Annotated in this window: 16 protein-coding genes and 1 tRNA gene; 9 read left to right on the top strand and 8 right to left on the bottom strand. The window is 39.3% G+C overall.

From position 1 onward, the window contains the following. Positions 1-194 precede the first annotated feature (194 nt). The 6 genes from BLU80_RS17430 to BLU80_RS17405 all read right to left on the bottom strand — a co-directional run bounded on the left by BLU80_RS17430 (position 195) and on the right by BLU80_RS17405 (position 2,957). Positions 195-443 (bottom strand): MerR family transcriptional regulator, encoded by a 249-nt coding sequence (locus tag BLU80_RS17430; protein ID WP_091401008.1) that lies wholly within the window; start codon positions 441-443, stop codon positions 195-197. A 2-nt stretch (positions 444-445) separates the two neighbouring features. Next, positions 446-637: a hypothetical protein gene (locus BLU80_RS17425; protein WP_091401006.1), complete on the bottom strand. Its 192-nt coding sequence runs from the start codon at positions 635-637 to the stop codon at positions 446-448. 8 nt (positions 638-645) lie between these two features. Next, on the bottom strand, positions 646-912 hold the full coding sequence (locus BLU80_RS17420) for a hypothetical protein (RefSeq protein ID WP_091401004.1): 267 nt from the start codon (positions 910-912) through the stop codon (positions 646-648). Positions 913-917: 5 nt separating this feature from the next. Further along, positions 918-1,157, bottom strand: a complete 240-nt coding sequence (locus tag BLU80_RS17415) for a hypothetical protein (protein ID WP_091401003.1) — start codon at positions 1,155-1,157, stop codon at positions 918-920. A 100-nt stretch (positions 1,158-1,257) separates the two neighbouring features. Then, the gene (locus tag BLU80_RS17410) at positions 1,258-2,529 is read right to left on the bottom strand and encodes a PBSX family phage terminase large subunit (protein WP_091401001.1); all 1,272 of its coding nucleotides are present in this window, start codon (positions 2,527-2,529) and stop codon (positions 1,258-1,260) included. Further along, positions 2,529-2,957, bottom strand: coding sequence for a terminase small subunit (locus tag BLU80_RS17405; RefSeq protein WP_091400999.1), 429 nt, complete (start codon positions 2,955-2,957; stop codon positions 2,529-2,531). Before BLU80_RS17405 ends, BLU80_RS17410 begins: the two co-directional genes overlap by 1 nt. Before the next feature lie 564 nt (positions 2,958-3,521). On the opposite strand from BLU80_RS17405, the gene BLU80_RS17400 reads away from it, so the two are divergent. The 4 genes from BLU80_RS17400 (at position 3,522) to BLU80_RS17385 (ending at position 4,934) form a co-directional block, all read left to right on the top strand. Next, complete coding sequence (locus BLU80_RS17400; RefSeq protein ID WP_091400997.1) at positions 3,522-3,866, top strand: hypothetical protein; 345 nt, start codon at positions 3,522-3,524, stop codon at positions 3,864-3,866. Continuing rightward, a complete protein-coding gene (locus BLU80_RS17395) occupies positions 3,866-4,315 on the top strand; it encodes a hypothetical protein (protein ID WP_091400996.1) in 450 nt (149 codons plus the stop codon). The genes BLU80_RS17400 and BLU80_RS17395 overlap by 1 nt, the downstream gene beginning before the upstream one ends. Before the next feature lie 185 nt (positions 4,316-4,500). After that, entirely contained in the window at positions 4,501-4,695 is a 195-nt protein-coding gene (locus tag BLU80_RS17390; protein ID WP_091400994.1) for a hypothetical protein, read from the top strand. A 29-nt stretch (positions 4,696-4,724) separates the two neighbouring features. Beyond that, entirely contained in the window at positions 4,725-4,934 is a 210-nt protein-coding gene (locus BLU80_RS17385; RefSeq protein WP_091400992.1) for a helix-turn-helix transcriptional regulator, read from the top strand. Between the two features lie 148 nt (positions 4,935-5,082). Here the strand turns inward: BLU80_RS17385 and BLU80_RS17380 are convergent, their stop codons facing one another. Together BLU80_RS17380 and BLU80_RS17375 are read right to left on the bottom strand one after the other, a co-directional pair. Beyond that, positions 5,083-6,135: a tyrosine-type recombinase/integrase gene (locus tag BLU80_RS17380; protein ID WP_091400991.1), complete on the bottom strand. Its 1,053-nt coding sequence runs from the start codon at positions 6,133-6,135 to the stop codon at positions 5,083-5,085. A gap of 116 nt (positions 6,136-6,251) precedes the next feature. After that, positions 6,252-6,326: transfer RNA gene (locus BLU80_RS17375), tRNA-Arg, on the bottom strand. Between the two features lie 122 nt (positions 6,327-6,448). On the opposite strand from BLU80_RS17375, the gene BLU80_RS17370 reads away from it, so the two are divergent. From BLU80_RS17370 to BLU80_RS17350, 5 genes are all read left to right on the top strand, one after another. Next, positions 6,449-7,105 (top strand): tetratricopeptide repeat protein, encoded by a 657-nt coding sequence (locus tag BLU80_RS17370; protein WP_091400989.1) that lies wholly within the window; start codon positions 6,449-6,451, stop codon positions 7,103-7,105. A gap of 325 nt (positions 7,106-7,430) precedes the next feature. Continuing rightward, the gene (locus BLU80_RS17365; RefSeq protein ID WP_091400988.1) at positions 7,431-9,320 is read left to right on the top strand and encodes a CocE/NonD family hydrolase; all 1,890 of its coding nucleotides are present in this window, start codon (positions 7,431-7,433) and stop codon (positions 9,318-9,320) included. Positions 9,321-9,459: 139 nt separating this feature from the next. Next, positions 9,460-10,956, top strand: a complete 1,497-nt coding sequence (locus BLU80_RS17360; protein ID WP_091400986.1) for an Ig-like domain-containing domain — start codon at positions 9,460-9,462, stop codon at positions 10,954-10,956. A 51-nt stretch (positions 10,957-11,007) separates the two neighbouring features. Next, positions 11,008-11,622 carry a recombination mediator RecR gene (gene recR / locus BLU80_RS17355; RefSeq protein ID WP_091400984.1) on the top strand — a complete coding sequence of 205 codons (615 nt, stop codon included), beginning with the start codon at positions 11,008-11,010 and terminating at the stop codon, positions 11,620-11,622. A gap of 597 nt (positions 11,623-12,219) precedes the next feature. Continuing rightward, the gene (locus BLU80_RS17350; protein ID WP_091394804.1) at positions 12,220-13,428 is read left to right on the top strand and encodes a hypothetical protein; all 1,209 of its coding nucleotides are present in this window, start codon (positions 12,220-12,222) and stop codon (positions 13,426-13,428) included. Positions 13,429-13,617: the final 189 nt, after the last annotated feature.

The raw sequence follows: 13,617 nt of genomic DNA, 5'->3' as shown, positions 1-13,617 counted from the left end.
TCAAAAGTATGAAGATGTGTAATGCCCGGCAATAGGGCGGTGTGGCGTTATGGTCGTCTAGAGGACACTAGAGGACAGGAGCGGACATTTTTAATAAAATTGGGGATAACTATTGAATAACTATTAGGCTATAGGATGCAAAAAGCCCCTCATTTCTGAGAGGCTTCACACAATGAAAGAACAGTTTTTTTTATTTATGGGTGAGGTGTAGCATCTGCCGGATCGCTTACCACCTCAATATAACTTGTTAGTCCGTTTTCTTTGGCTGGATATCTGATTAGCCGGCCAAATTTTTGCGTAGTCAAGAAATTGCGCCAACGCCTTACCGTTCGTTCGGTTGTACCCAATATCAATGCTACCTGCCAACTTTCTAGTGCTGGACTGAGTACTTTTATACAGGTGATGGGGGCCTGTGAGCGGTGCTGTGTGGTGGGTTTGGGCATAATTATCTATTATTTATTTTTTCAATTGCTGCTCTTGCTTCTGCATCAGCGCAATATAAATTGTATAATCTCCTGTAATCCGGCTGATGATAATCAATAAATGTATTGTCTACTCCATGATCTTTGGGTCTGCATAAAACATACCCCGCAGCTATCAAAACCAGCGCTATTATTGTTAGGATTAAAATATTCATGATGTGCTTCATTTGATCTCTTCAGGAAAATTAATTGCATTATCAGCCAGGTACTTTGCTATTTTAGCGTGTTCTTTATCCTGGCTCTTATCATCAAACCCGCGATAACCGACCCTGGCAGGGGCTGAACTTACTATCTTACCATTTTCCTCTGTTACCGTAATAGCCAAACCGAATGCGTGCAGGATGTTATTTACAAAGAACAGCATTCCGGATTCCCGGAATTGCTCCCATGTAATTGGCTCGTACTGCTTATTGCCTAATGGTAGGTTCATTGTTCTTAATTTAATTCAGCGTCATAATTCTTTGCCCGGCTCCAGTCTGGCTTATTGGTCCCAGGAATGCAGGGTACTTCCTGTACAATCCTGCCTCCCGTAACTTTGAGATAGCCGTAACCGTTCGTGTCACACCACTGTTGGGCTAATCCAGGAGTAAACGCCCTTACATGAGGCCCTGCGAACGTGCATAGTTTGCCGGTATGTGGATTAACTGCAATTATTTCTGTCTCCCAGATCGTCATGATACAACAAAATTACCTTTAAGTGGACATTAGAGGACATTTTGCATTTAATAGTTATTCATTTAGTTATTCACAGTTGGTAAAAACGGCCTTTTCTCCGTTAAAAGGCGTACAGATCGGAGAGATCCCACGGCTCAGGCTGGCTTAAGGTCATCATTTCGTGATAACGTAGGCCGTCTATGATGTGGTTAAACGCGTCGATTGGCTTATTCAGTGACTTGCCGGTCTTATCTGTATCCCAGCAATAATTTCTAAGTTCTTTAATTGCGTTGACGCTTCGCCTTGTAACAAGGTATTTTTGTTGTTGCATTAACTGAATGCCGTAATTAATTGAATCTTTGCCCTTTACCGTTGGAAAGATAGGAATGCCAAATAATGCAATTTCATCAATACTTTTTGGCTCTGCACTGTCTGCATAAACGGGGCCCTTACCCTTGATCTTTTCAGCTATCTGATGATTCATTAGGCCGGTCTGATAAACAGCCTCATCGATTATTCTGTAATCATTCCACTTGTACACATCTGGCGCCGCTGTAGGATCGTTGGTATAGCCGAAATCCAAACCGGTGCCTAAGTACTTTGCCTCTGCTGGGAGTTCGTCGATGATCTCCCAATTACTAAATATAACGCCTTCCAGGCTGCCTAATTCGCCCCGTAGATAAACCTTAACCCAGTTCAGCCAGTACGAGGATTTAATATTGTCAGGCTTAATGCCGGCCTCCCAATCTCGTTTTGCTAATTCCGGATCTTTAAAGGCCCTGTTATACCCTTTTTCTAGCTCCTTAACGATTGCATCCGGTAACGCTTCATTGTCTTGGTAGGTGAGTGTAAGCCAATCTGCATCGGGATCATTTAAAAGCTCTGTGTAGGCCCAAAACTCATTGGACGGGTTCCAGTCAAGCCAGATCTCATCGGATGTTCTAATTGCCAGCTGGTGGTAAGTATCAAAAGAAATATTGTTAGCCTCATTGACGTACAAAATTTTGCGCCTGGGGCCTCTTACATTCTGTTCGTTTTCAACGCTGAAAAATTCAATATACGACCCATTCCCGAAAGTGTATTTTAGTAAGGTCCGGTTCCAATTAGCATCAATAAACCTACCGGTAGCCTGCATGATCTTTATAAAATCCTTTAAGGCGCCACGTCTAAGGTGTGGAATTGATTCAGAAACTACGCTAATTTCAAGTTTGGGCGTTCTGGCTGCTTTGTCGATTAATATTGGTAGGATGCCGAATGTCTTACCGGCTGAAGATCCACCAGGAACGCATTTAATACGCCGTTTAAGCCTCCTTAGCTTCCTTATAGCAGTTGTATAAGTAAATCCATTAACCTTGGTTAATTTGGGCGGTATGGTCCTAGCAATTACGGTCATTACTCTTCATCTCCAAATAATGGCTGTTCTATATTAACTTTTGTCTCTGTTTTATCTGCAAGTCCGTTAAGGCGCTGGGTGATTGAAGGATTATAAAACCCTAAAAGCCCTCCAATTATCTGATTTTCGCGGATTTCTTCACGTATTTGCGCGCAGATACCTACAAAGTCATCGTAATAATTACTATGATTCTCAAAATACCCGGAAACATCTCCGTACCGCTCCCTACAATATCTCTTAAATCCTTCAAGTGTATAAGGTACTTTTTGAGGGTCTTCCATTCGATTACCTTCCTTACCGACATACTGAATCCTTAACCATTCGTTAGCCTGGTCGTGGAGATCTTCCTTGTATTCCTCCCATGCTTTTTGCAAGGATTTTACGCTTCTAAATATCCTTTTTGGGTGTATGTTTCCGTTTTTTGCCATGATCTTGTAAACTTATTGCGGCCCTATAGTCGGTTTGCCATATCACAAAATTAGGAAGTTGTAGGGATGGGAGGAAATGGGGAGAGTGGCAGGCCCTTACAGATAAAAAACTGTAATGAATCTGTAATGAAATCTGTAAGGCCATTAACTTACTAATAATTAATATATTATAATATTCCTTACAGATATTACAGATTATTTATAATAAAAAGATTATAGAAATAACAACACATAACACTGTTGCAATGTAGTACTACAACTCTACTACTTGCATAGTTATATATTTTATATTATTTTAAAAACAAATCTGCAAGTATAATGTTCCCCACGAAATGCCTATAAACATTGACATTTATACCGGACACATCTTTGCCTTCTGTAAGCACAATATATTTTTCTCGTATTTATTTTATGATTTTATAAATCTGTATAAAATGAAATAAAAATATTTTTTAAATTTACTGTGAATAACTAAATGAATAACTTTTTTCGCTTTTTACTTTAAGCGGCTGTAATGTCTGTAATTTTGTTGTATCGATTAATTAACGCTTAAACAATATAATAATGAGAAATGAAATTTATCAACGAGTGCAACACTCATTCCCTGAATTAAACATATTACAGGTGGGAGACGTTGCCGATAAAATTGTAAATCTGCTAATAGATGGCACCACTATTGAAGCCACGAAAGTAATGGAAGTTATTTCTAGTAGACTAGAGAAGTGGGAGCAAATGAGAATTGTACCGGTGTCTGAGATCTCAGAGATTGCTGACCAGTTTAATGTAAGTAGGAATCTGGTAAGTAAGTACATATTTGGAGGGCTAAACCAGACTCACATGGTGAGGCCGCCGAAAAGCGTTAGACTGGGAGATAAGGTTGTAAGATGTTTTGTAATTTATAAAAAATAATGATGATGAATATAACGCATATAGAAATAAACACTGGAAGGGTTAAAGATCTGGATAAATGGAGGCGCTATAACTACATGAACTGTAAACCTATATTGAGAAAATACCTACCGATGTTTATTAATAAGTGGCAAAAAGGTGATTATATAACTATCAAAGAATTGAATAAGGTAGACAGAGAGTTAAATGATTTTTTATACACAAATAAAATAAAAGTATCTGTCTCACGGGAAAATATAATCAAGTTTATTAAAGAGGAATACGGGGCTTGTAATATTAAATTAGGAGGAAAGACGGGAGAGAGAAGAGGTTTTTATTTTGGAAATAATCCCGAAGAGAGCGGAGCAACTAAGACCTATACATTAAAAATAAAGGGCCTAACTGCGACGCAGATACTGGAAGTCAAGGAGTTAATAAATAATTTTAAGGTAGCTAATTTGGCCTCTTAGATTGTTGTGGTAAGTATTACGAGATTGTAACTTTTAAGTATTGAATGTTTTGGTAGTTTTTTTTAAGATAATTGAAAAAATATTTGGTGAAATTAAATTTCACCCTTATCTTTGTGTAACAAAAGGGGGGTAAGAATTGAGACGCCTACCCCCTGAAATTTTAAAACTATCAAAATTCTAAAATCATGACAAAGTTACAAAACGAATTACAGAACGCAGGAATTAAATTCAACATTGAAGGCTGTTATTTAATCGTTGGGTCTACCTGGGTAATGTATGACGAATACGATCACGTTTATAGAGCTTATGGTGATGGGGGTATTCTAGCAGGTGAATTTAAGTCAGAGGCCACAGTATATTCCTTTCTCAAAAAGAACTAACCTCCGCCCTTCGGGGCGGCTTTTTACTTATGAAACCATTTAATGAACAAATAAGGGAGGGGCGAGGGAAAGCAGGACTAACCCAACAGGAGCTTTCCGATGCCGTCGGTGTCTCTGTCAGGCAAATTAAATTTATTGAAGCCGGTAAAAGCTTCCCAAACTACAAAACCCTTTTACTGATCTGCCAGGCCCTTAATATTTCGATTACGATCGAGGCAGGGCATCCGGAACTGAATTAGGCCAGCCCAGTGCGAAAGGAAGGCGTAACCCCCTCTGCGGAAAGAATCAGCAGAACCCCAACCGGAAAGAATCAGGCGATGGGTGTCGCAGAAAGAATCTGATCCGGGGTAACGCGGAAAGAATCACGTACCGGTAACGCGGAAAGAATCAGCCCAGTTTCTCAATAACTTTTCGGTTAAGTTCGTCATTCCAGAGGCGGGCATACGTTTTGGCGGCTCTAATATCGTCACCCAGGAACTCAGCCACCTCTTCAATTGTGAAGCCTTTTCGGGTTAAAAGCATAGCAAAGGAGTGCCTGCCTGTATGGAATTTAATATGCTTTTTGATTCCGCCAGCCTTAGCGATATCCTTAATAAGCTTGTTGATTGCCTGGTCCGTTAGATTACATTCAGGATTTTTAAGCAGCCAGTCCACCACCGGGCGCAAATTGTTATGAATGGCAATAGAGACTACTTTTTTATTTTTGGCCGCCCTGATGGTTAGAGCATCACCGTTTATGAAGTCCGGATTAAACCTTTTTGCATCTGAGATCCGATAGCCGGCGTAACAGGCCAGCAGGAACCGATAACCGGCCTGCTGCAAGCTGGGGTCAGCAATCCCACTCAATGCTTTTGCGAACGCTTCAATCTCGGGTTCTAACAGGAAAATAGGCACATCAGAATAATATGCCGGCCACCGATAGCCGCTTATTTGTCGATCCTGCAAGATATGATCCCTAATAGCCAAATTGAGCACTGCTTTTAACCTGGACATATAACTCCAAATTGTGGATTCAGATAGCGGTTTTTCGCGCTCTCTGAGCTTCTTTTCAATAGATTCTAGTTCCCGGGTATTTATTGCCGCCAGTTTACAATCTCCAATTGCCTCCAGAGCCACTTCAATAGCCCTAATCCTGTTATCGCTCCTGGCAATATCTTTTTTCCTGTCCTCCCAAAAGCCTATTAATGTATCAATATTCGCAGACGGAAGCGAGGGTTTGCCCGTCAGTTGAATGGATAGCAGTATTTTCTGCTCTACTTCATTACGTTTCTTTTTGATGACGTTTAAAGCTTTTGGATCTGCCTTTTTAAGGTCACCGGATATTTTAACACCAGTGTCTATGCGCGGTAATTTTTTGCCGTCAATAATGACAAGAATCACCACTTTGCGTTCAAATTGTTTGTTTTCCTTGCCAAGCTCTATTAATATTGAATAGGACATAAGAATTAATTAAGATAAATCGTTTGCGGATTTGCGGACTATTTGCGGATAAAATTACTAATTTTGGCTTATTGTAGCTAATTTAAGCTACTGAAATTCAGCAATCGAAGGCTATATGGTGGTCTCGACAGGGATCGAACCTGTATCTAAAGTTTAGGAAACTTCTATTCTATCCATTGAACTACGAGACCTAAAAAAGTGGAGCAAATGTAAGGGTTCTAAATCAAAAATTATTTAATTTGACCTAAAAAATATGGAATTATTCCGCTAACAATTGTAAAGAGCTTATCTTTGCAGCTCAATAAAACACTTTATGAAATTTTATAACTTAATAATAAAATATCGTTTTTGGTTAAGTATTGCTCTGATTGTTCTGGCAATTATATTTAATGCCACAGGGCAAGTCGGGTTTTGGGCTATGTTTCCATTGTACTTCATTGGTTTTATTGGTCTGCTCAGTCATTTTCTTATCGGTCCATTGCGTCTGGTACAAAAACCTATGGAAGAGGGTAATTTAGAAGAAGTTCAAAAGATTATTGATTCAGTATGGTTTCCCGGTCTTTTAATTAAACCGGTCCGTTCAACTTTTTACACCTTAAAAGGGAACCTTGCGATGATGAATAAGGATTATGATGAAGCCGAAAAGCATCTTAAAAAATCATCATCTATCGGATCTGCTATGCCTGAAGCAGAGGGCGCCAATAAATTACAATTAGGTATGATGGCCATGCAAAGAGGGGATATGCGCTCAGGAGAAAACTATCTGAGAGCTGCGCTGAAGATGGGAATTCCTGACAATGAAAGTAAGGCTGTTGCAAATCTGGGCATGTGCCAGATAATGATGAATAAAAGAGAATTCCGTGCGGCTAAAGATTTTTTCCGTAAGGCGAAGGCTTGTAATCCTACAACCCCGGAAGTAGTGTCACAGATTAAAGAAATTCAGAAATATATTTCAAGAGTACCAGGTTAGAGAAATATACTGCATTTATCGTCTGCAGTATACGTTCTATGGTATGCTTTTTTAAGCGTCCTAATTTATTTAAAAAGATGTCAGAGGAACAACTGACATCTTTTTGCTTTTATGGAGTGTTATCATTAGAACACACGGCTCAAATTTATAAATTTGATATATACATCTGCTGAAAGGGAAACGAAAAGCCGGAAAGTCACTGACGTAGATTTCGAATAAACCAGGCCAGGATTTTCCTGTAATCTGCAGAAAAATGAAGTTTTGCCTTTTTAGATTAAAACATTCGATAATTTATTACCTTTCCTTTATTATTAAATTTTTTCTTATGCCAAACCTTAAAAAAATTGCCTTCTGTCTTCTGATATTACTGGCTTTTAATAGCATTTGGACGGTAAATGGTCAGTCGGAAGTTAATAAAGCCTATATTGAAGCGCATTATAGCAAGGCAGAATTTATGATTCCCATGCGCGACGGCATAAAATTATATACTGCAGTATATATACCTAAAGATACGACCCAGGCTTATCCGATTATGATGAACAGAACCTGTTATTCAGCGGGGCCTTATGGTAAGGATAAGTTTCCTGAAAGACTGGGACCCTCCCCGGAATTTGTCAAATCTGGGTTTATTTTTGTTTATCAGGACGTTAGGGGAAAATATCAAAGCGAAGGCAATTGGACTGAAATTACGCCTTTTATAGACAATAAGAAAGGATTACAGCATGATGAAGCGTCTGATACTTATGACGCAGTGGACTGGCTCATTCATAACATACCTCATAACAATGGCAAAGTAGGGGTATGGGGTATCTCATATCCTGGATTTTTTGCCACTAATGCCGCACTTGCAGGGCATCCGGCGATAAAAGCGGTCTCCCCTCAGGCACCTGTAACCAATTGGTTTTTAGGAGATGATACTCATCATAATGGCGCATTTTTCTTGATGGATGAAGTTGGATTTGACTATTGGTTTGCCAATTCCACCAATGGCCCCAACAAAGAAAAACTACCAAAACTGGAGTTGCCTATGAAAAATGCATATGATTTTTATTTACAGCTTGGTCCGGTAAGTCAGGTAAATGAGCTTTATTATCATCATCTTGCTCCATTTTGGGATACAGTACTAATGCATCCCAATTATGATGAATGGTGGCAGGCAAGAGATATCAGACAACATATGGGTAATGTTAAACCTGCAACATTACTGGTAGGCGGATGGTATGATGCCGAAGATCTTTGGGGTACACTTGAGACTTATAAAAATATTGAAAACAAAAATCCTGGCAACAGCAATTCCTTGATTATGGGACCATGGAATCATGGAGGCTGGGCTGGACCACAAATGGATCATTTAGGGGACATATCCTTTAATAGTAATACCAGTCGCTGGTTCCAGAAAAATATCGAATTTCCCTTTTTTGTACATTATTTAAAGCAAGGGCCATCTGCAGACCTTCCGGAGGCTGTTTTATATGATGTGGGCTTAAACAGATGGAATCAATTTGATAAATGGCCTACACCAGTTGCTAAAGATATTAAATTTTATTTTAATACAAATGGCCGTCTAAGCCAAAATCAACCGACAGGCAGTAATAAATTTAGCGTTTATCATTCAGATCCAGCCAACCCTGTTCCTTACCAAGGAGGTGTCAGAAAAAATAGAGGGATTACTTATATGATTGATGACCAAAGGTTTGCAACTGAAAGAAAGGATGTTTTAAGTTTTACTACACCGGTGTTAACTGAAAATACAACTTTGGCCGGACCGGTGAAAGCAAATCTGAATGTTTCTATAACCACAACGGATGCTGATTTTATCGTTAAAATTATTGATGTTTATCCTGACAGCGCTAAAGGGAAATTAAGCGGATATCAATCTTTAGTCAGAGCTGAAGTTATGAGGGGGAAGTACAGGGAAAGCTTTACGTCACCTACTGCCTTTACACCCGGAAAAATAACAGCTGTCAAATTTAGCATCCCGGATATGTTGTATACCTTTAAAAAAGGTCATAAGATTATGATTCAGGTACAGAGTTCCTGGTTCCCTTTAGTGGACAGAAATCCCCAGGTATTTGAGGATATCTACCAGGCAAAGGCCTCGGATTTTGTTGCATCCGACGTAAAGGTTTTTTATGATAAACAACACCCTTCTTATGTTGAATTGGGGTTGATTGATCAGCAGGCATATCAGAGACATGCATTTAGTAAGGAATAAAGGAAATTATGACGCTGTAATTGACCGTAGGTCAATGCCATAATCGGTTCAGGCTAAAACACAAATTTGCATTAAATCCTTTTTAGAATAAGGGCAATGAGGTACTTTTGTCACAAGGCAAAAGTACCTTAACACTCAGATGAATAAATTAGTATCCTTCGTATTATCTATTTTGATCCTTTCAGGGATTCTGGTGCAATTAAATAGTTGCGCAGTTATTGTACCGCCTGGAGGTGGTCCCAGGGACACAATTGCTCCTGTATTAGTGGGGGCCAATCCAAATGATTCAACGCTGAACTTTAAAGGCAAGAAAATAACCCTGACATTCAATGAGTACGTACAGATTCAGGATATATTTAATAACCTGATTGTTTCCCCGGTCGCCAAAAATGTTCCGAATGTAAAGGCTAAATTAACCGAGGTCACCATTGATATCAAAGATACCCTAGATCCAAACACGACCTATTCTTTTAATTTTGGCAAGGCGATTCAGGATGTGAATGAAAATAATCCAGTTCAGAATTTTACCTATGTATTTAGTACAGGGGATCACCTGGATACAGATTCTATTACCGGCAAGGTTATAATGGCTGAAGACGGTGCTATTGACTCTACTTTGATTGTAGCGCTTTATAGGGATTTATCAGATACGGCGGTTCTTAAAAACACGCCCAGGTATTATACAAGACTTGATAGTTTAGGAAGATTTGCCTTCCATTTTTTACCCAAGGAGGATTATCATTTATTTGTAGTGGAGAATACCTATATGAAAAACTACAATGACTCTACGGCTGTCTTTGCCTTTTTGGACTCTACGGTATCCACCAAAAGAGATTCCGTTAATAATGGTATTCAGTTATATGCATTCAGAGCATATCCTAAGGAACAGGAGGGCGCTAAAAAGCCAGCCCAGCTTTCAGAAAAGCAAATTGAAAAAAGAAAAGAACAGGATGCCAAAAAGCCACTTACTGTAGCCCTTAATTTAGAAGAAGGAAAACAGAGTTTACTAAAGCCCATGACCCTTACCTTTAGTAAACCCTTGGAATCATTTAAACCGGAAATGATTAAGCTCACGGATACAAGCTTCAATCCAATTACGGACTTTACAGTTCTGGCTGATTCTACTGATACGACCTATAGTCGTTTTATCATTCAACATAATTGGGATACAGCTCAGGGTAAGGATTTCGTGCTCACGATGCCGGTAGAGGCTGCAACAGACAGCTTTAAAGTACAGCTGGCAAAAGCAGATACCATTAAATTCTCTGTTAAAACCGAGCATGATTATGCCACACTGGATCTTAACTTTCCGGATGTAGACACGACTAAACATCCGGTACTGCTTATTTTATCCGATAAAAAAATTGTAGATTCTTCTGTCATTCCGGATAATCGTAAGGTCAGAATAGAAAGGTTTGAACCTGGAGAATATAGTTTCAGGGTGCTGTATGATACAAATGGGGATATGCGTTGGACTCCCGGTAATTATGAATTACATCTGCAACCTGAATTAGGAGTCGCCATTAAGCGTAAATTTAAATTTATAGCAGATACTGAAAACCAATGGGATATATATCTTAAAAAAGATCCTAACCAGCCAGACCCCAATAATCCCTATCAATTACAGCACTATTGATTCAAAGATTAAAAGTCTCCGATTTATTATCTTTGCACCACCGTTATAATTATGCAATTACCATCTTCTTTATTAGAAAACGCCGTTAATGCTTTTGCAGGTCTTCCGGGTATTGGCAAAAAAACTGCACTCAGGCTAGTGCTGCACCTATTAAAGCAAGACCAACAGCAAGTAGCTCAATTTTCAGATACAATTTCCAGAATGCGAAGCGAAATTAGGTTTTGTAAGAGGTGTCACAATCTCAGTGATCATGAACTGTGCGGTATTTGTGAGAATCAATTGCGTAATCAGCGACTTATTTGCGTGGTGGAATCCATTAAAGATGTAATTGCCATAGAAAATACGCAGCAGTTTAGCGGACTTTATCACGTCCTGGGAGGAGTTATTTCACCACTGGATGGGGTTGGTCCTGATAGTTTGACTATCGATTCTTTAGTAGAGCGGGTAAAACAAGATCAGGTGGAAGAGCTTGTCTTTGCCCTAAATCCCAATATCCAGGGAGATACCACGATCTTTTATATTCAAAAGCAACTTCAGCAGCTGCCTTGCAAAATTACGACTATCTCCCGGGGAGTTGCCTTTGGCGGAGAGCTTGAATATGCCGATGAAATGACGCTCGGTCGAAGTATGATGAACCGTCTTCCTGTAGAAAATTATGTAAAATAAGTTGCTTTCCGCCTGGGAAGCGTACAATTATTTGATAACCAATTATTTACAATTCAAAGTATGATTGACAGTAATTCAGAGTAGAATTTCTTTTTACTGTTGACGGAGCTTCCAGAGAATGACAAAAAATATTTTTCGCACTAATTTAATTATAGTTTCTTTGTAGGGTAGGATTTGTGTTGGCAGCGCAGCAAGCTAAAATCCTGTATTAAAATAAAATACTATATAATGAGCACAGTATCGCCCAGGCGATACCTCAATATTCTCCATAACTTTTTACTTTTATCAACTTCGAGTTGACAGCCCGTTCCTGAGACGGGCTTTTTTTTGCGTTAAGAACTAATACAAATATACAATATATATTAATTATAAACAACTAATATTTAATAAAATAAAAAATATTTTCCGCGATTTAGCCCTTTTTTTGCTTAGGAGAATTTTCAGGATTTCTGTTCTACGGATCTGGTATACCAGCTCGACAAAATACACTCCCATTTTGTTGGTTCACCCAAGCAATTGTTTGGTGATGTAAAAGATAGTCGCATAGAAGGGTGCTGTACTTATAGCCTCCCAAATTTATTGATGCAGTGCGTCTACATGTTTCAGATACACGGTGGTAGTCGTAATAAAATGAATGGTCTGGCATGCTATGGTAAGTATTTTAAAGAGAATTTTGAGCTTCAGTTCCCTGGTTTGACCTGGGCTCATTTTGACACCGTAAACAACGCCATTGGTTCTGTTAGCACCGATGACCTTTCCAATGCTCGCAAGCTCCTTATTAAGCAATTGATCAGGAAGAAAGTGTGTAGGGCCAAGGATGGGTATCACCACATTATCTTTGATGGAACTGGTGTGTGCAGTTATAAGAATGCACCCGTGGACAACGCTTATTATAGAACAAAAAACGACACCACTACTTATTATGCTTATGTGTTGGAGGCCAAACTCCTTACAAACGACAATATGGTATTATCTGTAGCCAGTGAAATGCTCAACAACGATAACAATGAAGAATTTGACAAACAGGACTGTGAGGGCAAAGCCTTTAAGCGGCTGGCGGCCCGCATACATGAGGATTTTCCGCGTCTTCCAATTTGCATTCATTTAGACGGGCTGTATGCCAATGGCCCTGTAATGGACATCTGCGAGCAATATGGCTGGAAGTATATAATTACACGGAAGGATGGTAATTTAAAAAAACTTGATGAGCAGATAATAGACAAGAGTTCTAAGGAAAAGAAGGTTTTTAGCTACCCGGTAGTCGTCAACCCGAAAGGTAAAAATGTTATCTATGGCGACGCTAGTTTTTGCTGGGTAGATGGGCTCACCCATCAGGATCATCAATTTAATTATATGGAAGGCTTAATACCTGTTTATGATCCAAAGCAGGAAGCCACGGAGTTCACTAAGTTTGCCTATATAACAAACCTTGAAATCAAGGACTCTGCTGTAGATAATGATAAGCTGGAAAAAGCTGTCATTGCGAGGGTAGAATGCGGAAGAGTACGCTGGAAAATAGAGAACGAGGGGTTTAATATCCAGAAGAATAATGGCTTTAACATGGAGCATAAGTTTGTCCGAAATAGCATCATTAACCTGCATAAATACTATATCCTGCTTCAGATAGCTCACATTATTACACAGCTGGCTATAAAATCAAAAGTGGTATCTGCATTTTTAGCAAAAGACGGAAGAGCAACGGTTCAGCTGTTGTGGACAATGCTAATGTCCGTAATAACTGTGACGCTTCTGGATGCCGAAAAACTATATGCGGGACGTGCTAAGTGTCAAATCCGGCTGGAATGAGTTTGGGGCAGGAGGATAAGCCGTTAAACCTTACTGAAAAACAATTTATTAACCCCTAACACAAAAACAAAACCAAGCCAATCTGCACCAAAAATTAAGACTCAGCCTACTGAGGTGGCCAAACTATGCCTGATATCGAAAATCCTGTCTTAAACCGGAAAAAGTAAATAATTCACTCTGAATTACTGA

This window comes from Arachidicoccus rhizosphaerae (genome assembly GCF_900107765.1).
Classification (GTDB): domain Bacteria; phylum Bacteroidota; class Bacteroidia; order Chitinophagales; family Chitinophagaceae; genus Arachidicoccus; species Arachidicoccus rhizosphaerae.
The sequence above is the reverse complement of the archived record's forward strand: the minus strand, read 5'-3'. Positions and strand labels throughout refer to the sequence as shown.

Bases quoted from the DNA above. Each gene is read 5' to 3' on its own strand.
- recR (WP_091400984.1), top strand. From the start codon at position 11,008: ATGCAATTACCATCTTCTTTATTAGAAAACGCCGTTAATGCTTTTGCA.
- BLU80_RS17400 (WP_091400997.1), top strand. From the start codon at position 3,522: ATGAGAAATGAAATTTATCAACGAGTGCAACACTCATTCCCTGAATTA.
- BLU80_RS17425 (WP_091401006.1), bottom strand. From the start codon at position 637: ATGAATATTTTAATCCTAACAATAATAGCGCTGGTTTTGATAGCTGCG.
- BLU80_RS17380 (WP_091400991.1), bottom strand. From the start codon at position 6,135: ATGTCCTATTCAATATTAATAGAGCTTGGCAAGGAAAACAAACAATTT.
- BLU80_RS17385 (WP_091400992.1), top strand. From the start codon at position 4,725: ATGAAACCATTTAATGAACAAATAAGGGAGGGGCGAGGGAAAGCAGGA.
- BLU80_RS17410 (WP_091401001.1), bottom strand. From the start codon at position 2,529: ATGACCGTAATTGCTAGGACCATACCGCCCAAATTAACCAAGGTTAAT.
- BLU80_RS17420 (WP_091401004.1), bottom strand. From the start codon at position 912: ATGAACCTACCATTAGGCAATAAGCAGTACGAGCCAATTACATGGGAG.
- BLU80_RS17360 (WP_091400986.1), top strand. From the start codon at position 9,460: ATGAATAAATTAGTATCCTTCGTATTATCTATTTTGATCCTTTCAGGG.
- BLU80_RS17350 (WP_091394804.1), top strand. From the start codon at position 12,220: ATGTTTCAGATACACGGTGGTAGTCGTAATAAAATGAATGGTCTGGCA.
- BLU80_RS17415 (WP_091401003.1), bottom strand. From the start codon at position 1,157: ATGACGATCTGGGAGACAGAAATAATTGCAGTTAATCCACATACCGGC.
- BLU80_RS17395 (WP_091400996.1), top strand. From the start codon at position 3,866: ATGATGATGAATATAACGCATATAGAAATAAACACTGGAAGGGTTAAA.
- BLU80_RS17430 (WP_091401008.1), bottom strand. From the start codon at position 443: ATGCCCAAACCCACCACACAGCACCGCTCACAGGCCCCCATCACCTGT.
- BLU80_RS17370 (WP_091400989.1), top strand. From the start codon at position 6,449: ATGAAATTTTATAACTTAATAATAAAATATCGTTTTTGGTTAAGTATT.
- BLU80_RS17405 (WP_091400999.1), bottom strand. From the start codon at position 2,957: ATGGCAAAAAACGGAAACATACACCCAAAAAGGATATTTAGAAGCGTA.
- BLU80_RS17390 (WP_091400994.1), top strand. From the start codon at position 4,501: ATGACAAAGTTACAAAACGAATTACAGAACGCAGGAATTAAATTCAAC.
- BLU80_RS17365 (WP_091400988.1), top strand. From the start codon at position 7,431: ATGCCAAACCTTAAAAAAATTGCCTTCTGTCTTCTGATATTACTGGCT.